Source organism: Humisphaera borealis, assembly GCF_015169395.1.
In the GTDB taxonomy this organism is placed as follows: domain Bacteria; phylum Planctomycetota; class Phycisphaerae; order Tepidisphaerales; family Tepidisphaeraceae; genus Humisphaera; species Humisphaera borealis.
Map to the genome: position 1 here is coordinate 3,119,840 of NZ_CP063458.1, position 26,244 is coordinate 3,146,083.

Below are 26,244 nucleotides of genomic sequence, written 5' to 3' on the forward strand. Positions count from 1 at the left end.
TCTTGTCCGGGCTACGCGAGTGATGCGGCCGCGGTCGTCACGCGCGGCGCCAGCAGCTTGAAATGACATCGGCCCATGCGGATGGCAGGTCTGCCGAGGCCGAGCACGCCCGATCGCTTCGCGTTACGATGATCGATATGAAGCCCCGCCCCTTCTTTGCCCGCCTCATCGTGATCTTCGCGATACTGCTGGCGATGATTGTAGCGGTCTGTGGCGGTGTCATTTATGTCTCCGGGCAACGGGCAGTCCGGTCGCAGCAGCTGGACCACCTGCGTCGGTTGACCCCTTTGATCAAGGAGTGGGTCGCGTCTGCGGTCGCGGGTGCCCAGACCGACGAAATCACGCCGGCCACCCGCCAGCGCCTTCGCGACGCCGCCCGTATCGTCGACTTCCGAATCACCCTGATCGGGGGCAATGGCATGGTGTTCTTCGACACCGACCATGACGCCTCCACGATGGACAATCACAACTACCGACCCGAGGTGGTGTCCGCGAGAAAGGGTGAAGTCGCCAGCATCCAGCGGCATAGCGCGACGATGGAGCAGGAATCGATCTACGTGGCAGAGCTGCTCGATCCTTCCCGCCCGGATGGGGTGGTCGTCAGGGCCAGTTTTCCCGAGCGATCCTGGAATCAGTTATCGGTTCCCGGCTGGCAGGTCGTCGGGGGCGGCGTGGTGGCGGCGCTGCTGGCCGTCGGGCTGCTGTCGTTCATCCTGCAGCGACGGTGGATCGGACCGACACAGGACCTGGTCCGAACCGCCGACCTGTTGGCCGCCGGCGATTGGAATGCCCGGGCACAGCCCCGTGGAGCCGAACAACTTCAGTTCTTCAGTACCCGGTTGAATCTCGTGGCTTCTCACGCACAACAACAACTCTCCGATCTTCACGACCAGCGCGCCGACCTGCAGGCCCTGGTCGACACCCTGCCCGATCCGGTCCTCCTGACCGCCGCCGACGGCAAGGTCATCCTGATCAACCTCCCCGCCGCCCGGCTACTGGCCGTGTCGCGCGGACAGGCCCTGGGCCAGAACATCGTGCACGTGGTCAGCGATGACGCCGTCCTCCAGCTGGTCGACCGGGTGCAGGCCATGCTCGCACCGACCAACGGCGACGGCGACAGTCCCCCGCTGACTCGTGTCATCCGACTGAACCGCGACGCCCAGTACCTCACCTTCCAGGCCGTCGCCAAGCGAACCGTCGGCGGCGGCGTGCTGCTGGTGCTCCGCGACGTGACCGCGCTGGCGTCGGCCGTCCAGATGAAGACCGACTTCGTCGCCAATGCCAGCCACGAGCTGCGAACCCCCATCGCCGCCATCAAGATCGCCTTCGAAACCCTCCGCGAAGTCTACGGCGACGACGCCACCCAGACCGAGCGCTGCATGAGCATCATCGACGGCCATCTCAAGCGGCTCGAAGAGATGCTCGGCGACCTGCTGGACCTGTCGCGGGTCGAAAATCCCAACCTCAAGCCGATCGTCAAGCGCCTCAAGACCGCCGACGTCTTCGCCCATGTCCGCTCGTCGCTCGGGCCGATGGCGCGGCAGAAACTGGTCGAGCTGCGGCTCGGCGAGCGCGACAACCCGGAACGAATCACGCCGCAAGAGTTCCTCTGCGACGAACGACTGCTCGGCCTGATCGTGAAGAATCTCGTGGAGAACGCCGTCAAGTTCACCCCCGCCGGCGGCTCGGTCACGATGTCGCTATACGAGGGACCCGCCGTTGACGGCGGCGAGGCGCCCGTGATCCTGTCTGTCGCCGACACCGGGATCGGCATCCCGCCGGAACACCTCGACCGCGTCTTCGAGCGGTTCTACCAGGTCGATTCCGCCCGCAGTGGCAGCGCCGGTCGCGGCACCGGCCTGGGACTGGCGATCGTCAAGCACGCCCTGGCGGCGTTGGGCGGCATTGTCGAGATCGAGTCCACCCTCGGCGAAGGCACCACCGTTACCTGCACCATTCCGCAGGTGGAAGCCGAAGTCCATTCCGAAGAGGCGATGGCCTGACTGCCGCGACCAGTCGCTGAAGAGGCGGAACATGCTCGATTCGAATTCGCCGCCACGCACCAGTTTTGCCAGTGACCGCCGCAATCATTTGCACTAGAACTGTGCCGATATGCCGCCGCATCCTGTTTCCCTGAATGATCGCTGCGAGCGTCGCAGCGAACTTCTGTCACGACCCTCCCTCGGACTGCTCGGCCTCTTTTTTCTGGCGTACGTTTCAGCGGCCGGGTTCACGAAGCTGGTCGCGATCGTTCCCGGCACCGGAATATCTATCTGGCCGGCGAGCGGTCTGTATATCGCCACGCTCATCCTCGCTCCGCGGCGGACCTGGCCCTGGTGGATCAGCGCGGCAGTGCTGGCCGAGACGGCAGGCAACCTGCTCTGGTTTCATAACACCGTGGCTGTCGCGACATTGTTCTGCCTGGGCAATGCGCTCGAGGCCATCACCGGCGCCGCACTGATGCGCCGGTTCAGCAAGGGGCCTCCACGACTCGAGACGCTGCGCGAAGTGCTGACGCTGGTCGCGCTCGCCGCCGGCGTGGCCCCGGTCGTGACGGCCACCATCGGCGGCGCAACGCTCGCCTGGGTGGAGGGACAGTCGTTCACATCGGCCTGGCTATTGCTATGGATCGGCGACGCGACAGGTGTATTGATCGTCACGCCGCTGGCGCTGGTCTTACTGCAGAACTGGCGTGAGAGGGCGGCACTGTCCAAGGCCCGGACGATAGAGGCATCCGTCCTTGGGCTGGTGCTGATCGGCGTCGCGATTCTTGCGGTAAGCCATCAACTCCCCTTCGCGTACATCATCATGCCGCCCCTGCTCTGGGCCGCCGTGAGATTCGAGTTCAAGGGTGCGGTCGTCACGCTCGTGATTCTGGCCGCCATAACAACGGGGTTCACGGTCGCCGGCGTAAGCCAGTTCGCCGGCGATCCGGAATCACTACGGCACAAGCAGGTGATGCTGCAGCTATTCCTGGTCATTTCGGCGTTGTCGGCCCTGGTCGTCGCGGCGATCTCCCGCCAGCACCAAATGGCGCTTTCAACCCTGAAAGCGGCTAACAACGAACTGGAAAATCGCGTCCTCGAGCGAACGGCAACCCTGCGTGACAGCGAGGCGAGGCTGCGCGAGCGCGAACACTTCCTCGAACGAGTCACCGAGATCATGCCCGGCGTCCTGCACGTGTTCGACCTCCAGGAAAACCGCAGCGTTTTTATCAATCGCACCGTCGGCATGCTTCTCGGCTATGAGCCGGCCGATATCGCAGCGATGGGCTCCCAGATCGTCCCGAGCCTGATGCATCCCGACGATCTTCCACGCTTCGAAAAGCATCTTGCGCGGGTGCGCCAGCTAGCCGACGGCGAAGTTGCCGACTTCGAGATGCGCATGCGCGACACCTCGGGAAACTGGCATTGGTTCAACAACCGCGACGCCGTCTTCCTGCGCGACGAGGCGGGGAAAGTCAGACAGCTGATCGGTACCGCGATGGACGTGACCGAACAAAAGCGCTCGGAGACCGCACTGCGTGAAAGCGAAAACAGAATGCGCCTGGCCAAGGCGGAACTGCAAAGCATCACCGACAACATTCCAGATGTCATCGCCCGCTTCGATCGGTCCCTCCGGCATGTGTTCGTCAGTGCAGCGATCGAGCGAATGACCGGCATGCCGCCGGAATCGCACATTGGCCGGACGAATCGCGAATTGGGTATGCCCGGCGCGCTTTGTGACCGATGGGATGGGGCGTTGAACGCTGCATTCGAAACCGGAGAACCGCAGCACCTGTCGTTTGCATTCGACATGCCCGGCGGTGAACAGCGACGGCTGGAATCCCGGATCGTCAGCGAGCCGGCGCTCACCGGACAGACGCAGACAGTTCTTGTCATCGTTCGCGACGTTACGACGGCATGGTCGACGGCCGAAGAACTCGCCCGGGCCAAGAATGCCGCCGAATCGGCCAATGCCGCCAAGGACCAGTTCCTGGCCGTGCTCAGCCACGAATTGCGGACGCCGCTTGCACCGGTCCGAATGGCGGTTTCGATCTGGGAACGTCGCGCCGATGTGCTCCCTCCCGAGTTCCTCAGCGACCTGACGATGATCCGCCGAAATGTCGATCTCGAGTGTCGGCTGATCGACGATATGCTGGATCTGAGCCGAATCGCCCGCGGAAAGCTGGAGCTTCAATTGGCCCCCGTGGATGTTCACGCGGAACTTCAACACGCGGTCCGAACGGTCGACGCGGACGCAGCCGAGAAACAGATCTCGCTCACATTCTCGCCCGAGGCGGCTCGGTGCCGGATCAACGGCGACAGCGCACGCCTGCAACAGGTGTTCTGGAACCTTCTGAAGAACGCCGTCAAATTCACGCCCGTCGGTGGATCGGTGGCGGTGCGAACCTATGACCGGCCGGATGGAGAAGTCGCGGTCGAAGTCCGCGATAACGGCACAGGAATCGAGCCCGAATTGATCGGCCGAATCTTCGACGCGTTCGAGCAGGGTGGCGCCGGCGTCACCCGACAGTTCGGCGGCCTCGGGCTAGGCCTGGCGATCAGCAAGGTGCTCGCTGAGATGCACGGCGGGACGCTTACCGCCCAGAGCGACGGGAAGGGACGCGGCGCCACTTTCACACTCACCCTCAAGTGCGCCGCCCCGGCAATTACCGCGACGCCTTCAACACCGATTGAAGCGTCCGATGTCGTCGCCCCGCACTCCCCGGAGAACCCCAGCATCCTGCTGGTCGAAGACCACAAGGACACCGCGCTGGTTATGCGGCGACTGCTGCGGACGTTCGGATATCAGGTTCAGATGGCCCATACCGTTGCCGAGGCGATTGACCTGAGCCGGCGTCATGCCTTTGACCTGGTCATCAGCGATCTGGGACTTCCGGACGGAACTGGCTACGAGCTGATGCGTCAGATGTCGGCAGATCGGCCGACCAAGGCAATCGCCCTTTCCGGCTATGGAATGGAGGAGGACGTCAGGGAAGGGATAGCGGCCGGCTTCGCGGCTCATCTCACCAAGCCCATCAACGTCGAGCAACTTGAGCGTACGATCCGTCGGATCATCGGTCAGGAAGTATCCGTCTGATCGAACGCGGGTAACGCAGCGTCTGGAAGTCGCATCGCGGGCTGTTCGCCGGCCGACAGAACCCGCCCGAGCAACCACGGCGGCGAGTTGGCATTCGCCACGCCACGCCGCTACCCCACACAGCGACGACGGTTTACAATCGGTCGGATGAAGCCCCGCACGCTGATCCTCCGAACCGCCGGCACCAACTGTGACAAGGAAACCGCCCACGCCTTCGAACTGGCAGGCGCGACCACCGAAGCCATCCATATCAATCGCCTGCTCGCAGAACCGGGCCTGATCGAAGGGTTTCAGATCCTCGCGTTCCCCGGCGGATTCAGCTATGGCGACGACATCGCCGCCGGCAAGATCCTGGCGAACCAGATCAGTCATCACCTTCGCGACGTGCTGCGCGACTTCATCGCCGCGGGAAAGCCGATCATCGGCATCTGCAACGGGTTCCAGGTGCTGGTGAAGACCGATCTGCTGCCGGGTGATATTGGCGGACAGGGATCGAGCATTCGTACCGGACAAACCGCGACGCTGGCCCATAACGACTGCGGGCGGTTCATCGACCGGTGGATCAGTCTCGCGCCGCGCAAGAGCCGGTGCATCTGGACGCAGGACCTTCCGGCCAGTTTTGAGCTACCCATCGCCCACGGGGAAGGCAAGTTCGTGCCGGCGGACGAGTCGGTCCGGCAGGCGCTCCATGCCAACGAGCAGATCGCGCTGGTCTATGCCAAAGCCGATGGATCGCCGGCCGGCGGAGCGGCACCGGCCAATCCCAACGGGAGCACGGACGACATCGCCGGCGTTTGCGATGCGACCGGACTGGTGTTCGGCCTGATGCCCCACCCGGAGCGATATGTGAGTCCATTCCAGCACTACGCCTGGACGCGTCAGACCCCGCCTCCGGAAGCAGGAATCGGGCTGCGCGTTTTCAAGAACGCCGTGCAGTACGCCAAGTCCGGCGTAGGCGCAGGGGTTTAGCACCGTTTGTCGGAATCACGCCCGCAGGTAGACGAAGAGAACGCGAAGGCGCGAAGGAAAATCCAATTCGGCGGCGAACACGGGAGCGTGTTGCTTTCGGTTGCTTCGTGTCCCCTTCTCGTTTGCTTCGTGTCTTCGCGCCTTCGCGTTGTCCGGATCGTCGTTAGTTGCAGGTCGACTTGGTCTCGCCGCAACGTACCCTTGTCCCCAACAAGTCGCCCGCCTTCAGACGGATTAGTCGCTGCACAGAACAAGAGAAACGCAGGGCTTCCGTTCGACTCGTAGGCAGTCGAAGAAAGCCCGGCGTTCTTTATGCGGGACGAAAGTTCGACTCAACGCCGGCGACGGCGGGAGAGCAGGCCGATGCCGCCGATCGCCAGGAGGGCGGCGGTCGCCGGTTCGGGGACGGCCGTTAGCACCAGGTCGATATTGCCCGGGCCGCCACCGCCATCGTAGCTGAACGTGCCGACGAAGCTCGGGGTGGTGATCGTCCAGGCGGTCGTGATCGGGTCGGCGGCGAGCCCGGTGATGATGTTGTCATAGGTGCCGGCCTGGGCGCCGGCATCGATGAACGCAAACGCCTGGTCGGTGTCGAAGATCGTCGTGCCGCCGGTGCGGGCGAGCGTCGAGTGGGCACCGCCGCCGCCCAGCGTCAACTGGATGGTGGACCCGTCGCCGAGGGTGAAGCCACCGGACGAAACCAGGTCGTCGGCAGGGGCGATCCCGTTGCCGGCCGAAAGAACAGCGCCACTGCTCACCGTAATCGGCCCGGCAATGCTGCCGGTCCCGCCGAGCGTGCTACCGGTCGCAACGGTCACGGCCCCGACGCCGGTGATGGAACCGTTGACCAGAAGCGTACCGGCGCTGACGGCGGTGGGCCCGGCGTAGGCGCTGGTGCCGGTGATGGTCAGCGTGCCGGTCGTGGTTTTGGTGAGCCCCCCGCTGCCGTTGATCGAGGCGACATTCGCCAACGTACCAGACTGGAAGTTGAGGTTGTTGATCGGGTTGGTGGCGTCGCCGATGGCATTGCCGCCGAGGTTCAGTAGACCGCCGTTGAGGGTGAGCGTGGTGGTCGCATTGACCGACCCGCCGCCGCGGACAATATCGCCGGCGAGGGTGGTTGAGCCGCCGGTGACGTTAATCGTGGCGGTAGCGGTGTAACCGGCCGTGGTGGCGGTGGCGGTACGAATCGCGACGCCGGAGGTCGCGCCGATGGTTACGTTACCGCCGGTGATATTGAGATTCGCGATCGAAGCACCCACGGTGCCGGTGGTGGCGGCGTTGTTGCCCATCTGCAGCACGCCGTTGCTGATATTGACCGTTCCGCCACCGATGTCGACCGTGCTGGTGACGCTGCCGGCGCCGGCTGTCTTACCGGCCGAAAGCGTCAGGCTGCTGGCATCGAGAGTGCCCTGGTCGAACGACAGGTTGTTTGTCGCCGCGCCGGCGCGGGTTGGTTGCCCACCCAGCGTCACCGCGCCCAGCAGGAGGTCGGCGTTGTGACCCGTCGTGCTGAATGAGTTCGTGTGCCCGTAACTGGTGGTCCCGCCACCGGTCGTTCCGAGATTGAGAATGGCCCGGCCCGCGCCATTGGCCGCGCGGACGACAACCGATCCACCCGCGCCCTGGAACAGGATCTGGCCGGAATCCCGCCCGCCGATGCCGAGTGCAATCGTATTTGCGTTGATGAAATTCGTGCCCCCACCGAGCCGCATCAGCATCGCAGCACCAGCACCGCTGTTGCCGATGTTGATCGTTCCGGCCGTGATGGTATTGGCGGTCGCGGCGAGGCTAAAGGTTGCACTGTCGGTCGCGTCGTTATCGCTGGAAGCGCCAACGGTCAGGCTGCCGACCGCGCCGAGATCGGCATTGAAGGTGCCCAGCCCGGACAGGTTCAGATTCGAGGTGCTCGAGAGGTTCGCCGCCGTAGGGCCCACGCCGACACGGAATGTGCCTCCCACATTATTTACGGTGAGCGTTCCGGTGAGCCCGGTCATGTTAACGACGGTGGTGGCACCATCGGTCGCGCTGCCGACGCTCACGTTGCCGTTGATCGTCAAGGTCCGGCCTGCCCCGATCGTCACCACGTTCGCGGTGGTCGAATTGTTCTGGGCGACAAAAGAACCGAATGTGGCGTTTGCCGCGGACAGATCGAGCGTGCCAACGGTCGTGGTGTTTGCGGCCGACCCGAAGCCAAACCCTCCAGCAAGCGACTGATTCGTAGTGAATGCCAGAGTACCCTGGTTAATCGTGGTCGCGCCCGCATAGGTATTGGCCGCCGAGAGGGTGGTCACTCCCGTGCCCGTCTTGAGCAATCCGCCCGCCCCGCTGACCACGCCCGACAAAGCATTGGAGCCGGTGCCGGCGACCGTCAGGACGTTCGAACCCAAGTCCACGTTTCCCGAGACGGTGAAGAGATTGCTGCTGCTGTTGGTCCACGACTGCGAGGCACCCACGACGACATTGCTGCTGATCGTGTGCGCCCCTGATCCGGCGGCCACCACGATGCCGGTGCCGGCAGTGTTGCCGTTGGCGTTGGTCGCGTTGAGGGTCAGCGTGTTGCCGGAGATCGTGACACCAGCGGCGGCGGGCGTGCCCGTGCCGGTGAAGGTCAGGCTGTTGATCGCCGTATCGGCACCGAGCGTGGTGGCGAGATTGCCGGCGGTGTTCGCGGTAAACGTGACGTTGCTGCCCGGCCCCGGCAAAGCGCCCAGGTCGGTCGCTCCGGTGATGTCGGTCGCGAAGTTGGTGTTGCCGACCGTGCTCCAGTTGCCGTCGACATCGCCGGTCCAAAAGGCGTTGCCGGTACCGACCAGCGCCGGCACGTTCAGGAACAGCTGTGTTGCCGACGAACCGAGCGTGAACCCGCTGTACCCGGCGAAGTTGCCGGTCACCGTGCCGAGGGTGAAGTTCGAGAACGACCCCGCGGCCAGCCCGCCGGGTGCGTCGATCAGCACGAGCGGCGTGGTTCCCGTCAGTCCGCCGATGCCGACCAGGTTGATGATGTTCGTCCCGCCGGTGCCTATGGTCGCGGTATCGCCGGCGCCGAGTTGGATGCGGTCGGCGGTGGCGCCGATTTCCAGGTTCAAAACCGCGTTGTTGCCGGCGGTGTTGCTGCCGAAGGTAAACGTGTTGGCGTTCGTGGGTGTGCGATCGGTGAGCGTCAGGGTGTTGACCGTGCCGTCCACCAGGCTGAGCGTGCCCTGTCCCAGCGGCGTGCCGCCGGTGTTGCCGCCGATGATGTTCAGGCTGCCCGCAGTAGCGGTGCCGATCGAGCGGTTGCCGGCGATCAGCAGCGTGGCGTTGCCCGCCGAAGCCGTGGGGGTTGCACCCGTGCCGACGGTCACGGCCGTCCCGCCGAGCGATCCGCCGGTCAACGCGAGCGTGCCGAGGTTGACCGCCGTCGCCAGCGTGTAGGTGTTGGCACCGGCGAGGCTGAGCGTGCCGGTGCCGGTCTTGGTGATGCCGCCATTGCGCGTGCCGTCCTGATCGGAGATCACGCCCGAGAACGTGGTATTGGCGTTGTTCGCACCGATCGTCAGGATGACATCGCGGTTCGTGCCGGCACTGTTACCGATGGTGACACTACCGGTACCCTGCAAGCCTGCGATCTGCTGTGTGGCGACGACGTTGTCGGTTCCACCTGCACGGAACCGGCCGAAGCCGCCGGCATCGACCTGCAGCGTTGTGTTGGACAGCGTGCCAGTGGCCGAGATGAGCTGTGCCCCGTTGTAAACCCGGGTCACGCCGGTCCCGCCACCGATGTTGTACGTCATGCCGCCCCCGAGATTCTGGAGGATGCCGGAATAGACGTTCACAGAACCCGCGACGATGCTGACACCGGTGCCGCCGCCGAAATCGACGGTACCCGACTTGGCCTGGCCGTCGATCAGGCCGCTGCCGGCCGGAACGCCGAAGTTCAGTGTGTTGCTCCCACCGGCAATGCTCACGCCGACGGTCGAGCTGGCCGTCGGGTTGGTACGGAAAGTCAGCGTGGTGCCGGTGGATGCGGCGATCGTTCCCCCGTTGGCCCCGATCGTAATGACCGAGTTCACCGTGGACGAGTTTGACGTCACAACGCGGCTGGAGCCGTCGTTGCTGAACGTGCCGGTGGGAATCGGGTCGATCGTGCCGGCGACGACGACGTTGCCGGCGCTATTCAAAGTCAATGCAGCCGCGGCGAGCGGTCCGAGGTTGGTGACACTGTTGATCGTTGTGGACGCGCCGTTGATGACATAGTTCGAGGCCGGATTGGTTCCGGTGACGCCGCCCGTACCCAGGCCGACGACGTTCGCGGTGCTGAAGCGGACAATCGATCCCGGCACGGTGCCCGACGACAGGGTTCCGCCCAGTGCCGTCGATCCGTTGGCCGTAATGCGGGTAATCGACCCGGGGAACTGCGTGATCGACCCGGTGCCCGACAGGTTCGCTGCGTCGTCGATGTTCAGGATGCCGCCGACCTGAATCGTGATGTTGGCATTCAGAGCGACGACGTTCGGGTTAAAGGCACCGCCGTTGAGGACACTGACGCTGGCGTTGTTGCCTGCGCCGCCGGCGGTGGTATTGGTTCCGAAGGCGTTGGCGGCGGTCGGTTGCAGGGTGGCGCCGTTGGCGACCGCAAAAGTCACGGTGTTGGGGTAGCTGGGGGCGGACCGGCCCAGGACAACCACGCCGCCGCGGACCGTGGCCGTAACGGCCGTCGCTCCGCCGCCGAGGGTGATGCTCGGCGTTCCGGCGTTACCGAAGGTGAAGGTGCCGCCGCCTCCGGCTTGGAGCGCGAAATCGCTGTTGGCGATGATCACCGGCGTGGGCAGCGAGCGGGCCAGGCGATCGTTGCCGACACCCGCCCAGGGCGTTCCCGTGCCGACGGTCAGCGAGGCGTCGCCAACATTGGCGGCGATTGCGAAGATTCGGCTCGCGTCGTTGGCAAACCCGACGCGGGCCGCCAACGCGGCGTTGCCGCCGGCCTCGGTCTGGGCAATCGTGTTCGGGAACAGGTTCAGATTCGTGCCCGCGCCGGTGGTGTTCAGGCTCGCCAGGAATGCATTGTTGCCCGCGAGAATGGTGTCGGCGGCGAACGTGTAGTTGTATCCCGAGGCCGCTCCCAACTGCAGGTATTGCGACCCTGTGCCGCTGACCGAGACGTTCGCAGCCGGCCCGAAGCTGGTCGGGGTCCCCGCGCTCATTCCGCCGCCGGTGACATTGACGACAGTCGTGCCCGTGAAGTTGGTTCCGGCACCCGTGACGGCCATAAACGCGGCGCCGGATTTGGTGATGGTGCGGGCCGGGGACGCCGCGCCGGCGTCGAGCGAGGCAACGGTCAGATTGGCGGACGTTGCGTCGAAGGTCGGATTGCCGTTGAGCGTGACAACCCCGGTCGCCAGCGCGAAGGTATTTCCGCCGGTAACGGTGATCGTGCCACCGGCAATCGACACCGGGCCGAGCGTGTGGGTGAGGCCCGAGTTGGCAGTGGTTCGGTCGACGTTGAACGTCGCGTTTCCCGCCGCGACAACCGGGTAGTTGAACGCGGTCGCCGCGTTGTTGCGAAGATCGAGCGTCGTTCCCGCCGCCAGGTTGATGACCGACTTGGTCGTGAGGCTGGGGAGGTTGTCGCCCAGGGAGTTGGCGTCGCGCAGCTCGAGGACGCCGGCGTTGACGAACGTCTGGGCACCGTCGTAGGACGTGCTGGCCTGACCGAGCAACAGCCGGCCGGCGCCGGTCTTGGTCAACTGTCCGCCTGCCGCGGTTCCGCCGAACTGGTTCGCGTCGTCCAGGCTGATCTGCGCGTTGGCCTCGATCGTGCCGCCGCCGGCACCGATGATGATGCCCTTGGAGAAGCCAACGTCGGCGATCGGATTAAAGGTCGTCGTGTTGTTGATGAACCGCCCGCCGTTGGTGAGCGTGATCGTCTTGTCGCCGGTGCCGAACTGGGTTCCTTCCGATGCCAAAGTACCGCCGGCGACGTTATTGACGCCGTTCAAGCCGACGACCTGAACGCTGCCGCCGTCGACCACGATATTGCCCGTGAAGTCGTTCTGGGTTCCCAGTGTGACGGCGTTGTTGCTGAAGAAGACGGTGCCCGGCCCGGTAATGGTCAGGGCGGTATTCGTCGTGGCCGGGCCGCCGAGGATACGGCCGCTGAGTGTCAGTGTCTGGCCGGCGGTGGCGACGTTAATCACGTTGCCGGTCGGGCTGCCCGCCAGCGACCCGAGATTCACAACCCGGGCAATCGTCGCCGACGCGCCGGTGTAGTCGAGCGTCGCCGTCGTCGTGGTCGTGCCGAGCGTGATGTCGTTGGTCGCGCTGGCTGCGTTGATGGCGGTGATGTTGGCGAACCGGAGCGTGCCCGCCTGAACGGCGACGGCTCCTGTGAACGTGTTCGTCCCGCCGAGCGTCAACACCCCCGTGCCCAGATTCGCCGTCGGATTGACAGTCAGGCCGGCGGTGCCCAGAAGGGTGGAGTTCAGCGTCGCGGTGAAGGTCGGCGCGACCGTGATCGAGCCGGTCGTCAGCGTCAGGTCGCCGGCGTTAAGCGTGTAGGTGTTGTTGAACGTCAGCGAATTGGCCAGTTCGCCGGCGCTGAGGGACAAGGGGCTGCCGGCCGCGGGGATGACTGCCGGGAAGACGGCTTCGAGGAGCGACGTCGGCTCGCCCGAGCTCCAGTTCCCGCCGTCACTCCAGAGGGCAGTGTTATTCGCGTTCGTGTAGGTGGTCTGAGCGACGACATCGGGTGTCTTCCCCAACCCGCAGACCACCGCCGCTGCGGCCAGAAATACAACACGCCTGGACCGAATGCTGTTAAACTTCACCACGACAACTCCTCCACAAACCACAAAACGAAGCGCGTTTGCCAGACGCGTTGACGGATGTGCGAACGACACACAATCCTCGTCAACCCTCAGATCAGAGATCCAACCGCCAAGGAACTCTCCACGTCCAACACGACCCGTCGCCGCGAACAAGCGGCACACGGTCGGCACCCCACGGGCTGTTCAACTATTCAATCGAAATCGAATCCGCCGGGAGTCGCAAAAGGACTCGGAAATCACCCATTGGAAGGAAATACTCCACTTACCTAGGAGTATACCCCGTTGCGCAACACAGACAACGCAGAAAATGCGACAGCCGCGACTTGGAGTTAAACTATTTTCTGTATTGCACTTAGGCGTTTCATCGAGAAATTTGGAAGGCCGGCCTTTGATTGCTTGCGTAAAGCAATACGACTCACAGACGGGCAGGTCATGCTATTTCCCCTATTCACTAAAGTCGCTGCAGACGGTAGCCTCCCGACCTGTCGACTTCGGTTTCCAACATTCCCGGATGGCTATCCGAGACGAGGAGACCGGGAAGCGAGCCGGCCGTGTGGGTCGTCTTGCGAGCGAACATCTCCAGGCAACCGGGAAGCGCGACTCCAGGTTCCGGCGATGGTCGACTCGGCGATGCCGCGACTGCGGATGAACGCCACTTCCCGGTTCTGGTGATCCGGGTCGACAATTGGAGGATCTCGCATGCTTCGTAAAGGACTTCTTGTTGCCGCCCTGGCGGCTTTCTGCTCGTTCGCCTCGACGTCTAAGGCTGCAGTTGTCAACCCGTGGGAAGTCACCCTCGGCGGTGGCGCAGCCAACACCAAGGATTTCGAAGGCTTTACCGCCAACCTCAATGGCAGCCTTGGCTATTTCCTGTCCGACAACCTCGAAGTGAGTGTTCGTCAGTCCGTGACCTACTCCGACTTCTTCGGTAGCGACTGGAGCGGTTCGACCCGGGCGGCGATCGACCTTCACTTCCCCCTCGGCGAAAAGGGCCAGTTCGTCCCCTTCATCGGTGCCAACATCGGCTACGTTTACGGTGACGGCGTGCAGGACACCTTCGCGGCCGCTCCCGAAGCCGGTATCAAGGTCTTCGTGAACGCCACGACCTTCATCTTCGTGACGGCCGAATACCAGTTCTTCTTTGACCAGGCGGCTTCGGACGACGTGTCCAACGCCTTCGACGACGGCCAGTTCGTGTACACGGTCGGCGTCGGTTTCCGCTTCTAATCGGTTGAGTTCCGAAGCGTCGCGCGACGGAAACGACCATACAAAGACGCCCGGCGAACGCCGGGCGTCTTTGTCTTTTCTGGCCCCGCAGCTGCTTCCGCCAGCGGGTGTTGTTCGAGCTCAAACGGGCGTCGCGAGCCATGTCGTTGTCGAAGAGCTTCCGGTTGTAAACACGATCTTGCCATTCACCTCCCCGGCCACGCCCGAAAAGCGTGCCGCAGGGAGTGGCGACAGGGTGGTCCAGGCGTTGGTGGCCGGGTTATACGCATACACGCCGCGCACCGGTGAGCCATGCGCCGCCTCTCCGCCCATCAGCAGGATTCGGCCGCCCATCTCGAACGTAGCGGACGTCACGTGCGAGACGGCTGCGGGCACCATCGCACCGTTCGTCCAGGCGTTGGCGGCTGGGTCGTAGATCTCCACCGTGCGCAGCGTTGTCAGGCCTTCGTCGTTACCGATCTGGCCGGCGATCGCATAAATCCTTCCGCCATACGAGACCGCACCCATGTGACTGCGTGCCGTCGGAATCGGCACGCCCGACTGCCAGCCCGACGCCGGGTTGTCCAGGTTCAGGACCAGGTGCACCTTGACGTCAGCCCGGTTGGCATTCTGACCGCCGAAGTAGTGCAGCTCTCTGCCAAGCAATGCCGCCCCGCCGGCGGCGTATGCCTGCGGCAGCTGGGGAAGCGGCGTGTAAGTGTCGGTCGCAAAGTTGTACGCCCACACCCTTCGCGACCCGAAGACCTGTCCGTATCCGTACCCGGTGCCCACATAGCCGCCCACGAAGTAGGCGTTCTCTGCGTCGTGCGTCATGCCCACGTGGGTCAGGCGTTCGGGGAGGTCCTTGATACGCGTCCAGCTGTTGGTCGTCAGGTCGAAGTAGTCGGACCGTAACACCGGCCCGTTTGCCTGATTGAATCCGCCAAAGGTGTAAACGCGATTGTTGTAGGTCGCGGTCAGCGATTCGGCCCGCGCGATCGGATTGGCCGCCCTCGCCGAGTAGTTGAGCTGGGTGAACGTCGCCGTAGCCGGCGGAGTAGATGACGGAATCGTGGGTGGCACGACCGGCGGGGCCGCGGTGCCGCTGGACACTGAAAAATTGACCGTCCTGGCGACACCAGCCGTTCCCATGCCGCCTTTGTTCGCGTACGGAACCACGGTCAGCGTGTGACTTCCCACTGACAGATTCCAGGCGAAATAGTCGCTGCCGTCATTTCCACCGGCGGTGAACGGTGCCGTGCTTTCGACCCGAATCTCCCTGCCGTCGAGGAAAAATCGGACCGACGCGTATCCCGGCGAAAGCTGCGCGTCGACGTTGTAGGATTTACCGCCCGAGAGATCGAGCCTGGTGCCAGCGGTGAACTCACCGATGGGCGAATCGGTAGCCGCGTTAACCAGCTTCAGTGACGTGATGCCCTGGGTGGCCGGCGGCGGCGACACGGGTGGGGGAACTGTCGTCCCGGACCTGACCACAAAGCTCACAGTCCTGCTCGCGCCCGCCGTTCCAGTGCCGCCCTTGTTCACATACGGAACCGATGTCAGCGTGTAATTCCCCGCAGGCAGGTTCCAGGCGAAGAAATCACTCCCGTCGTTTCCGCCAACCGCAAACGGCGCAACGCTTTCGGTCCGAACCAGCTTGCCATTCAAATAGAAGCTGACAGAACCGTATCCCGGGGCCTCCGCGGTCACGTTGAATGTCTTTGCCCCCGAGATATCAATGACTGTTCCGTCCACCAAGTTGCCGATCGGCTGATCGGTGGCCGCATTCAGCAGCCTCAAGGCGGTCACGCCGGCGGGAGTGACTTGCGACGCCGCAGGCCCCACGACGCGCGGCATAACCACGCCTGCCGACGAAACACCGTCGACCGACACTGATCCGACGATCGCACCGGAATCGACAGGTCCGTCCAACCACGAAACCCGCGCGCCCAGCACCGATGGCAAGACGTGCTCGGCACACATGAGAACGCGTCTTTCCAGCACCTCGGTGTGCGTCCCTGTAACCACCCTCGATGGAACCGCATTGGCACGACCAACGCCAGTGAATCTGGTCCGCAACATAAGACCTCCGGATTGCGCTTTCGAGACCGTAGCGATGACGACCCCGGCAAACTAACTGCGCCGGATTAGGCTGGTAATCCTCAAAATCTCTCCGTTGAAGCAACCCGGAATGGACAGGCGGGCGGAGATCAAGTTCACGTCAGACCGAGATTTGAGAAGCGCTAAGACCTGTGATTCCCTCTACACGCCCGTCGCCAAAACTGGCGTTCCGAGCCAGTTGCTCGTGGCCGAGCCCCCCGTGGCAAACACGATTTTGCCTGCAAAAGCGGCGGCGACACCAGAGAAGCGTGGGGCGGGTAGTGGCGTGAGCGCCTCCCATCGATCGGTCGCCGGCGTATAGGCCCACACCTCGCGGACCTGAACGTTATGAGCAGACTCGCCACCGGCCACGATGATGCGATCCCCCATCACGAACGTCGCAGAACTGATGTGCGATACCCCGCGTGGGATCGGCGACACATAGGACCAGGTGTTGGTCGCCGGGTCGAACACTTCGACATCCCGCCGGGTGACAAGTCCCTCATCGGTGCCGGTCTGCCCGGCGATCGAGAAGATTCGTCCGCCGTAAACGACGTGGCCCATGTGGTTTCGGGCCGTCAGCATCGTTGCCGCCTCCTGCCACCGCGCCGACGGGTCATTGAGATCGAGAACCAGATGAACGTTGGTGTCCTGCCGCTGCTGCGTATACCCGCCGAAATAGTGCAACTTCCCATCGATGATCTCCGCCCCGCCGCCCGCATATTTGCGTGGAAGATCGGTCAATCGGTCGTAATTGTCCGACTCGAAATTGTACTTCCAGACGTGCGACGACCCGAATGCCTGCTGGTACCCGGGGCCGTTACCCACGTAGCCGCCGACGAAGTAGACGTCGCTCCCTGTCTGTGCAACTCCGGCATGCGTGATGCGTTCTGGCAGAGATCTAATATTAGTCCATGCGCCCGACGCCGCGTCGAAATACTGCGCATTCACCACCGGCCCCGCGCTTCCGCTGAAGCCTCCGAAGAGATACAGACGGTTGCCGTAAATGCCCCTGAGCGATTCGGCAAGCGGCGTGGCACTAGGACGCAGGTCTGCCCACTGGATGGTGCTGAACTGTGGCTGCGCCGCGCCCGGAGGCTCCGTGGGCCCCGGCTCCTGCGGCACAGGCTGGTTCGGCGCTATCGGCGGAGGAACAGCGGGTGAACCCACCGGCGGTGCGGCAGGCGGCGACACTGGCGGCGGCAACGAAGGTAGCGCCGGCGGAACGATGACAATCGGTGCGATCGGCGCGTGCGTCCAGGGCACCAGCGTCCCCACAATATGCAGCCCTTCATGCCCCGCGTGGTAGAGAACTCGACCCTCTAGCGGCTCGACGATACATCCCCTCTCCTGATTTCGAACGGTACGGCTTCGCACGAAAACGACCTCGCCTCACGACCTCGGAAGCGATGGCTCATCCAGACGCCATCATTCCCGGCGAGCGTATCGTGGCCGCAATCTCTGCCGAACGGACAAAAGGGAAATGAGACATTTCTAATATGAAGTCGACGCCGCAAGATCTTCTTATCGGCTTGCGAATTAATAACAATCTGCAATGGCGAAGGTTTTCGGAATCGCACTTGCCACGCCAGGAAACGTAAGTGCGAAGACGCCGTTGGCAGCCGCCGGGCTACGATCGGCCCTTCCCCAACCCGGTATAGCAGCGCCGCGGTGCTCTTGAAGTGTGACGCGCCGACGATGGCGTGCGCTCAGGTCTTTAACCGCTTGAAGATGCTTTCGGGCAGACTGGTGAAGACGAGCATGATGACCCGCCAGAACCAGGGCGTGTAGATGACATTTCGACGACGCCGCATCGCACGGGCGATGTGCCCGGCCACGCGCTGCGGCGAGGCGTTCAGGGGACTGTCGGAGGAAATACGGCCCCAGGTCATGGCGGTATCGGTGAAGCCCGGCTTAACCGTCAGCACTGGAATGCCCCGGTGATACAGACGGTTGCGCAGGCCCTGCAGGTACGCCGACAGCGCCGCCTTGCTCGCGCCATAGGGGTAGTTGCTCTGGCGGCCGCGGTCACCGGCGACACTGGAAATCCCCGTGATCGCGCCCGTTCCCTGCCGCTCGAAATGCGCCGCCGCCAGCTCGAGAACGATCACCGCCGACGTGTAGTTGACGTCGATCAGTTGCCGCATCACCGCCGGGTCGCGCTTCGATCCCTCGGCGTCAGGAAGCCAACCGTGACAAAGCACCAGCTCCTGCAGTCCGCCGGGAAGCGCGACAGCAGCCTCGGCGAAGAACGCGGGGATGGTGTCGATCGCGCCGGCGTCGAATTTGCACGTCGCGACCGCAGACACCGCAGCGCCGGCCCGCGTTCGCAGGTCGGCCGCCAGCCGTTCCAGTTCGTCGCCGTCCCGGCCGGCGAGAACGAAACCACAGGCGGTTCCGCGGCGAAGAGAATCGTCGGCGAGTTGCCGCACCAGCGCGCGGGCGATTCCCGAGGTGGCACCCACGACGAGATAGTTGCAGGAGGTTGTCGGTTGATCGGGCATCCGGTTCAAATCGTAAGTCGCCGCGACTGCGTCGAACTGAATCGGTTGCCAGGGTCGATCCGTTGCCTGACCGCCCGAAATGCCTCGAGCCTTGGGTACATCGCGGCGAACATTTCAGGCGACATCGTCGAATCCTTCGCCAGGTACAGACGCCCGCCATGCTTGAGCAGGATCGCGTCGAGCGACTGCGTCAGAGCTTCGAGCTTACCGTTGTTCCTGAGGTCCAATGCCAGCGTGTAACCGGGAAAGGGGAACGAGAGCATGCCTTTTCCCTGCTCACCCGTCCGCTTGAGCACCGCCAGGAACGAGGCGCTCCCCGACTCGGCGATTCGCGCGAGCAATTCGCCGAGCCCGGCCCGGGCGGTTTCGGTTGAGAAGAGCGCCTGGTACTGCACGAAACCGCGCCGGCCGTAGATGCGGTTCCAGTGGTGGACGGCATCGAGCGGATAGAAGTAGCGGTCGAGATCGACGATTCTCGTCCCGTCGCCGTGCTTGAAGTAGTAGAGCTTGTTGAACGCTTTGACGGCCAGCCGACCCAGGAAGAAAGACGGGAACAGGCGTGGCACCGACCGCTTTCGCCGCGCCGGCAATTTCAAAGGCTGTCGAGCCCGCCGACCGGACAACTTGTCCGCCGGCAGGTGATCGGCTTCCATCAGCACGCACCGCCCGATGCTGACGCCGGCCGACAGGCAGTCGATCCACGCCACACTGTATTGCCGGTCGCTGCCGCCGGAGAGAAGTTCCATCGCCTGGTCGAGGTTGGCGGCGCGACGGTAGGCGACTTCGAGGTAAGCCGACGTGACGGGAAGGAGCTTCAGCCTGGCCGAGAGGATGATGCCGGTTAGCCCCATGCCGCCGACGGTCGCCCAGAAGAGATCGGCGTTGTCGTCCGGCGAGCAGGTCACGACGTCGCCGGCGGCGGTCAGCAGTTGCAGGCTTTGGACGAAGTTCCCGATCGTGCCGTCGCGGTGATGGTTCTTGCCATGGACGTCGGCGGCAATCGCGCCGCCGAGCGTGACGTATTTGGTGCCCGGGGTGACCGGGAGGAAGTACCCGCGTGGCAGGAACAGGTCGATGAGCGTGGCAAACGACACGCCGGACTCGGCCTCGACCACGCCGGTGGCGGGGTCGAACCCGATCAGACAATCCATGCGGGTGTTCAGGACGACGCCGCCACCGGCATTGGTGGCGCTGTCGCCGTAGCTGCGGCCTAGCCCGCGGGCGATCAGATCGTTTCGGGTCGATTCCGAGGCCGCCGGCGGGTTGTCGCCATCGCGCGTACCGTCTGACATCAGCGCACGAAGGTCGGCGAGTTTTTCAGGGCGAAAAACGCGGCATTCGTCCGGCCTGAAGTTGCCCCAGCCGGACAGAAGTTGTTTGACGAACGGTGGCATGGCGCAGCCCGGCGGCACCGGCCGGGCAACCTTATACGCCGCCCGGCCAAGTGAACAGCGACGGCATCATCCCGCCTTTCGTCTTTGGTCCGTAAAGGAGCCAAGGGTGTGGCCAGAAGTTCTTCTTGACCACATCGAACATTACACTAACATATAGTATGGCGGTACCGGCTCTCGTCAAGTGCTGTGTGGCGCGATTCCCCTTGCCGTCCCCAGGGCGGTCCGATCAGGCCGTCTCCGGTTCGTTCGGCAGAATGGAGGTGACAGGTTTCGAACCAAGTTCTCGGGTTCGTTCGGCGAACTGGTGCCACGGGTCGCCGGTACTCCGGAGACCCGTGCGACGGTGTCACCGCGCACGATCTCACGTTCCCTGGCGCCGCTTGCGCCGACGGGTTCGTTCGGCCGCCTCGGGTTCGTTTTGTCAAAATGCGGGGACTGAGTATGGACGTCCTTTGGTGTGAGATGCACCTAGCACGGGCTGCAAGCCCGTGTCACGGACGGGGTCGTTCGACGGAGTCGCCTCGGGTTCGTTCGGCAGAACGGTCGTAACAGGGTGAAAACCGCGTTCTCGGGTTCGTTTGGCGTCGAGCCGTGAGGTCTGAACCAGTGTCCGAACCTGGGAATGGGACGTGACAGTGCGGAACATCGGAACGATAAAAGGTGGATCGCTCCCCTCTCCCCTGTGCCCGGGGGACCGGGGGCAAAGGCCTCCCATGAACAAGATCATCCCCTTTTTGCTCGCGGCCCTGCTCGCTCCGGCCGTCGCGTCGGCCCAGGCCGACTGGAAACCTGTCGGCGGCAAGCTGATGACGCGCTGGGCGAAGGACGTCTCGCCAACCAACGTCCACCCCGAGTACCCCCGGCCGCAGATGGTTCGCGCCAAGTGGCAGAACCTCAACGGCCTGTGGGACTACGCCATCAAGCCAAAGGACGCCCAACCGCCGACGGCGTACGACGGGAAAATTCTCGTGCCGTTTCCGGTCGAGTCGGCGTTGTCCGGCGTCGGCAAGTCCGTCGGCGAGGGTAACAAGCTCTGGTATCGCCGATCGTTCGCCGTCCCCGCCGACTGGCGCACTGGCGGGCAGCGCGTCCTGCTCAACTTCGGCGCGGTGGACTGGGAGTCGGTCGTCTATGTCAACGAAAGGAAAGTCGGAGATCATCGCGGCGGGTACGACCCGTTTTCGTTCGACATCACCGACGCCCTGACCAGCGACGGCGAGCAACGCATCGTCGTCGAAGTGCGAGACCCCTCCAGCGACGGCTATCAGCCGCGCGGCAAGCAGGTGCGCGATCCCAAGGGCATCTGGTATACGCCTTCGACGGGGATCTGGCAGACGGTGTGGATGGAGCCCGTTCCCAAGGCCACCATCACCGCTTTGGACATCGTCCCGGACACGGACAAAGGCATCGTGCGCGTCACGCCGACGATTCGCGGCGCGACGGCCGGACACAAGCTGAGCCTTTTCATCGTCGATCCGGATAGAGCGAAGGAGAATCGCAAGCCGTCCGGCACAGGGCAGGAGGCCGGCGGTGCGGTCCGTCAGCGAGTCGGCACAACCATCGAACTCCCTGTCGCCGATGCCAAGCGCTGGTCACCGGATCGCCCGTTTCTTTATGGGCTGAAGGTCGGGTTGTTCGATGGCGAGGAGCTCATCGACGAAGTCGAATCCTATTGCGCCTTCCGCAAACTCTCCGTCGCCAAGGACGACAAGGGCATCCCCCGGCTGATGCTGAACGACAAGTTCGTCTTCCAGTACGGCACGCTCGACCAGGGCTTCTGGCCGGACGGGCTTTACACCGCGCCGACCGATGCCGCGATGCGGTACGACCTGGAGGTCACCAAGCGGCTCGGCTTCAACATGATCCGCAAGCACGTGAAGGTTGAGCCGGCCACCTGGTATCACCACTGCGACAAGCTCGGCCTGCTCGTCTGGCAGGACATGCCCAGCGGCGACGCGCACATCCGCCGAAACGGCGACGACCTGGTCCGCAGCAAGGAATCGGCCGAGAACTACGAGCGCGAGTTGAAGGCGATCATCGCCTCGCTGCGAAACTTCCCGAGCATCGTGATGTGGGTGCCATTCAACGAAGGCTGGGGCCAGTACGACACCGCCCGCATCGCCGAACTGACAAAGAAGCTCGACCCGTCGCGCTGGGTGAACAGCACCAGCGGCTGGGTGGATCGCGGCGTCGGCAATGTGCTCGACCTGCACATTTACCCCGGCCCGAATCCCAGCAAAGACGCCATCAAACCGCGCGGCACCCGCGCGCTCGTTCTTGGCGAGTTCGGCGGGCTCGGGTTGCCGCTCAAAGGGCACACCTGGAAGGACGAGAAAAACTGGGGCTATCGCAGTTTCGACAATTCCGAGGCACTGACCGATGCGTATGTCACGCTATTGGCCAAGCTTCACCCGCTGATCGCCGACCCCGGCTACTCGGCGGCGATCTACACGCAGACGACCGATGTGGAGATCGAGGTCAACGGCTTGATGACCTACGACCGGGACCTGATCAAGATGGACGAGGGGCGCATGGTGGCCGCGGCCAAGCGCCTCTTCGGCCCGCCGCCGGTGATTGCGACGGTCGTCCCGGACGCCCGCACTGCGGAGATCGACTGGAAGTTTACGTTCGACAAACCCGCCGACGCCTGGCAAGCGACGGCGTTCGACGACAGCGCCTGGAAGACCGGCAAGGCCGGCTTCGGCACCGCCATGACGCCGGGCACCACGGTTCGGACGGAATGGAAGGGGAAGGAGATCTGGGTGCGACGGACGTTCGACCTGCCGGCCGACACCGCGATCGGTTCGCTGCACCTGATGATGCACCACGACGAAGACGCCGACGTCTACCTGAACGGCGTACTGGCGACGCGGGTGACGGGATTCACCACGGAGTATTCACTGCTGCCGATCCGCCCTGAGGCGATCAAGGCGCTGAAGCCGGGACAGAATGTGATCGCGATTCAATGCCGCCAGACCAGCGGCGGGCAGTACATCGACGCGGGGCTGGTGAGCGTGAGGTGAACTCGTCGGGTGGGCTTCAGCCCACCGCAAACGGTTCGGTGACTAGCTGTGTGCACTTGGCCAGAGCGTTGTTCGATTTGACCCGATTCGCGAAACCGACGAGTCGAAGTTCTGCGCCGATTCACACGACCGGGCTCCCACGCGGTGCGGTGGGATAAATCCCACCCTACGAAACTTCGTCCGGCTTGCGGAGGGGCTTTTTGGGCAGCGTCAGGCTCAGCTTCGGACCGCCGCTCGTCTTGGCTTTGCCGGCCTTGGCGAGCAGTTCGCCGCGGCTGCTGACCTCGAACCGCTGGTGCAGCGCCTTGACGTAGTTGTGGATCGTGTGACGGCTGAGCTCGAGCTTCTGCGCGATCTGTTTTTCGCTGCTGCCAGCGAGCAGTTCTTCCAGCGTCTGCTGGAGCCGCGGGGGCAGGTCGCTGGTGGCGTCCTTGGCGTCGCGAAGAACATCGCGGTCCCAGAGGCGGGCCAGTTCGGTGTGCATCATGCGGAGCAGGCGATGGTCGGCACGGGTGAAGGGTTCGTCGCCGAACTCACGATGGACGCCGAGCTGATCGACCGCGCCGGCATGCGGCAGCGCGACCTGCGACATGATGAAAGAGCGGCCGCCGTAGATCGTGCGCATCGGCCGGACCGGAACCAGATGGTCTTCGGAGTCGTCTTCCGCGTGCGGCACGGGCACGGCCTTCTGTTTTTCTTCCTCTTCCTCGCGGCTGAGGCGTTCGTACCAGTCGGGGTCGTCGTCCAATGACTCGGTCTTCTTCACCTTCTTCTTTTCCGGCTTCGGAGCCTCCTCGTCCTTCGCGGCGGCCCGCGACTCGGACGGGGGCGACTGCGGTGCAGGCGCTTGTGCGCCGTCGGGATCGGCCGTCAGCCAGAACGCCTCGGGGCGTTCGTCTTCTCGTTCGGTGTGGACCTGGCTCACCTGGCCGTCGGGATCGGACACCCAGCCGATGTCGATCACACGCATCGCGCCGGTGCGGTTGTGCTGGCGGAAGTGAACCTCGGAGGAGACCACGATGCCCGCATGAAGAATGCTGCGAAGCCCCTGCACCATGTGAGGCCGCCACAACTGCGGGTCGTTGCCCATCTCGCGGATGTCGTTGATCAGGCGGAACACCCTGCGAACCGACTTGAGCTTGAGCTGGCCGCGAGGGATGTCTGCGCCGTGACGGGTGGCGCTGATCGGTGCGAGATCGGTCATGACAGTAATTCCTTTTGGGGACGGCAAAGTATGTCCCTGAGGTGATTCTGTTCCCAGACTTGATCCACCGCAAGGGAAAGTTCTGCCCGGATCGGGTTTACGGCAGACCACGTGTGCCGTCTACACCGGTTCTGCGGTGGGCACCACATGAGCGAATGTTGACCGGCCCGTCATCGATCGAGAGAGCCCTGATTCGGGCATGTGCCACACGCCCGGACCTCATTCATATTGAGGTGTCGGCCGGGACGGCTGGCAGACGGGAGCGGCGGGACGATCCTGCGTCGGGGCGTCTGTTGGACGACGGACGCCCTCGAAAAGGCCGGTGCGGCAAAATCGCCGCACCGGCCATTTTTATCAGACGTCGCCCTTCAAACCGCCAGGTGCCCCAGCGCCAGCAATCCGTAGTAGGTGTATTCGGCGTCGAGTTCTTCGTCTTCCCAGCTGCCCAGAAAGCCGCCGCGGGTGGTCCAAAGCGTGTCGACAAAATCGAGACAGCGTTCCCGGATCGGCTCCAGATCATGCTTCAGTCCCGACAAGGCGTGCAGCGCCGTTGCCGTGGACAGCAGGTCGGGGATGGGCGCATCGGGCGTCGCGAAGAACCCTCCCTGCTCGAAGTGCCTGGCCATCAACCATGCGCCGGCGGAAGGGTCGGGATGTTCGCCGAAGTGTCGGAGGAGCGTGACGGCGGCCGCGGTAGGCGGCGTCAGGCCGACGGGCAAGTCCCGCTGGTTGGCGTACCCGCCATCGGGCATCCGCAGGGCCCGGACACAATCCAGCACGCGCGCCGGCGTAGGCATTTCCCGGGCCAGATCCTGATATGCCCCCAACGCCAGAAAGCTGTGGTAAACAGTGCCGATGTCATCGCCCGGCCGCGCGGCGTAGCCTCCGTCGGAGGTACGGCAGGCTTCGACACGCCGGAGAATTTCGTCCACGGTATCGGCCGCCGGCGGCTCGTCGCGGAACATCGCCCAGCAGCGGGCCAGGCAGCAGGCGTGGACGAAGTCGAGATTTTCGCCGCCGCCGAACGATCGCAGGTACTTTCGAAACGATGCCAGCGGCAGGTCGGCCCGCAACGCGAACAGGCCTTCGATCGCGAACACGCTGTAATAGAGATCGGACCGGCCGCCGCGATCGGCAAAGCCGCCGTCGGCATTCTGGGTGGATCGCAGAAACGCCGTGACGAGATCGACGGCGTCGCCGAGCACCTTGGGGGCCAGCCGCGCGACCTGGAGCATTTCGAGTCGAAAGGACACGCCGCTGATTCTGGACCGAACCCCTCTGAGGTCAAGCCGCCGGCGAGGCCGCTTCAGGCGAGGCCGCCTCCGGCGGCGCGAACTGCATGAGCGACTCCGGCAGGTTCTTCACGCCACGCCGCAGCGCCTTGCCGACGGCGTACCGCATCGAGAGGTCGAATCGCCGCAGGACGCGTTCATCGGGCTCGATGCCGAGTTCCCGCATCTTCTCGATCGCCCAGAGCCAGACGTGGTACTCCTCTTCGCACCGCCGCTTGTATCGCTGGAATCCGACCGCATGGTGCCCGACTTCGTGCAGGAAGATCGCCAAGCTGATCGGCGTTCGGGGCATGGGGGCTTCGATCCAGTTGATGGATCGCCCGCTTTCGTAATCCGTTCGCCAGGCACACCCGGACATGCTGCGCCGCCACCGTTTGACGCGGACGGCGTACGACGTCTTCATGTGCTGTACGATGGGGGAAAAATCTGGCATACGACAACCGGGGCGCTCGGACTCTACGCCGTCTTCATCCATGAAAGACCGCTGACCGCAGAATCTTTGAACAGGTAACCCACGCAGGGTTCGACATTCCTATCGGCGTTGGAATGCCGCGGATTCGGCCCCGATTCGCACCCGAGCGGGCCAGACATTCGCGGACCCGCGCGTCCGGTAATCGCACGCCCATCAGCCGGGACCCGCCACGCCGACACCGTCGGGGAA

General features: G+C 64.0%; 13 protein-coding genes. 5 read left to right on the forward strand and 8 right to left on the reverse strand.

The window, feature by feature from the left end; translation table 11 throughout:
* Positions 1-62 precede the first annotated feature (62 nt).
* The 3 genes from IPV69_RS11610 to purQ all read left to right on the forward strand — a co-directional run bounded on the left by IPV69_RS11610 (position 63) and on the right by purQ (position 6,051).
* Positions 63-2,003, forward strand: coding sequence for a sensor histidine kinase (locus IPV69_RS11610; RefSeq protein WP_206295274.1), 1,941 nt, complete (start codon positions 63-65; stop codon positions 2,001-2,003).
* Between the two features lie 109 nt (positions 2,004-2,112).
* Positions 2,113-5,082: an MASE1 domain-containing protein gene (locus IPV69_RS11615; protein ID WP_206295275.1), complete on the forward strand. Its 2,970-nt coding sequence runs from the start codon at positions 2,113-2,115 to the stop codon at positions 5,080-5,082.
* A gap of 147 nt (positions 5,083-5,229) precedes the next feature.
* A complete protein-coding gene (gene purQ / locus IPV69_RS11620) occupies positions 5,230-6,051 on the forward strand; it encodes a phosphoribosylformylglycinamidine synthase I (protein WP_206295276.1) in 822 nt (273 codons plus the stop codon).
* 332 nt (positions 6,052-6,383) lie between these two features.
* Here purQ and IPV69_RS11625 read toward each other — a convergent pair whose 3' ends face one another.
* On the reverse strand, positions 6,384-12,863 hold the full coding sequence (locus tag IPV69_RS11625) for an autotransporter-associated beta strand repeat-containing protein (RefSeq protein ID WP_206295277.1): 6,480 nt from the start codon (positions 12,861-12,863) through the stop codon (positions 6,384-6,386).
* Between the two features lie 696 nt (positions 12,864-13,559).
* Here IPV69_RS11625 and IPV69_RS11630 point away from each other — a divergent pair.
* Complete coding sequence (locus tag IPV69_RS11630) at positions 13,560-14,087, forward strand: outer membrane beta-barrel protein (RefSeq protein WP_206295278.1); 528 nt, start codon at positions 13,560-13,562, stop codon at positions 14,085-14,087.
* 120 nt (positions 14,088-14,207) lie between these two features.
* On the opposite strand, the gene IPV69_RS11635 is transcribed toward IPV69_RS11630, so the two are convergent.
* From IPV69_RS11635 to IPV69_RS11650, 4 genes are all read right to left on the reverse strand, one after another.
* Positions 14,208-16,022 carry a Kelch repeat-containing protein gene (locus IPV69_RS11635; protein WP_241180010.1) on the reverse strand — a complete coding sequence of 605 codons (1,815 nt, stop codon included), beginning with the start codon at positions 16,020-16,022 and terminating at the stop codon, positions 14,208-14,210.
* 306 nt (positions 16,023-16,328) lie between these two features.
* Positions 16,329-17,543: a Kelch repeat-containing protein gene (locus IPV69_RS27560; protein ID WP_206295280.1), complete on the reverse strand. Its 1,215-nt coding sequence runs from the start codon at positions 17,541-17,543 to the stop codon at positions 16,329-16,331.
* 332 nt (positions 17,544-17,875) lie between these two features.
* The gene (locus tag IPV69_RS11645; RefSeq protein WP_206295281.1) at positions 17,876-18,670 is read right to left on the reverse strand and encodes an SDR family NAD(P)-dependent oxidoreductase; all 795 of its coding nucleotides are present in this window, start codon (positions 18,668-18,670) and stop codon (positions 17,876-17,878) included.
* Between the two features lie 5 nt (positions 18,671-18,675).
* A complete protein-coding gene (locus tag IPV69_RS11650) occupies positions 18,676-20,064 on the reverse strand; it encodes an FAD-binding oxidoreductase (RefSeq protein WP_206295282.1) in 1,389 nt (462 codons plus the stop codon).
* A 713-nt stretch (positions 20,065-20,777) separates the two neighbouring features.
* Here IPV69_RS11650 and IPV69_RS11655 point away from each other — a divergent pair.
* Positions 20,778-23,087 carry a glycoside hydrolase family 2 protein gene (locus tag IPV69_RS11655; protein WP_206295283.1) on the forward strand — a complete coding sequence of 770 codons (2,310 nt, stop codon included), beginning with the start codon at positions 20,778-20,780 and terminating at the stop codon, positions 23,085-23,087.
* A gap of 166 nt (positions 23,088-23,253) precedes the next feature.
* Here IPV69_RS11655 and IPV69_RS11660 read toward each other — a convergent pair whose 3' ends face one another.
* The 3 genes from IPV69_RS11660 to IPV69_RS11670 all read right to left on the reverse strand — a co-directional run bounded on the left by IPV69_RS11660 (position 23,254) and on the right by IPV69_RS11670 (position 26,016).
* The gene (locus IPV69_RS11660) at positions 23,254-24,291 is read right to left on the reverse strand and encodes a helix-turn-helix transcriptional regulator (protein WP_206295284.1); all 1,038 of its coding nucleotides are present in this window, start codon (positions 24,289-24,291) and stop codon (positions 23,254-23,256) included.
* 368 nt (positions 24,292-24,659) lie between these two features.
* Positions 24,660-25,544: a prenyltransferase/squalene oxidase repeat-containing protein gene (locus IPV69_RS11665; protein WP_206295285.1), complete on the reverse strand. Its 885-nt coding sequence runs from the start codon at positions 25,542-25,544 to the stop codon at positions 24,660-24,662.
* A gap of 31 nt (positions 25,545-25,575) precedes the next feature.
* Positions 25,576-26,016, reverse strand: a complete 441-nt coding sequence (locus tag IPV69_RS11670; protein WP_206295286.1) for a hypothetical protein — start codon at positions 26,014-26,016, stop codon at positions 25,576-25,578.
* Positions 26,017-26,244 lie beyond the last annotated feature (228 nt).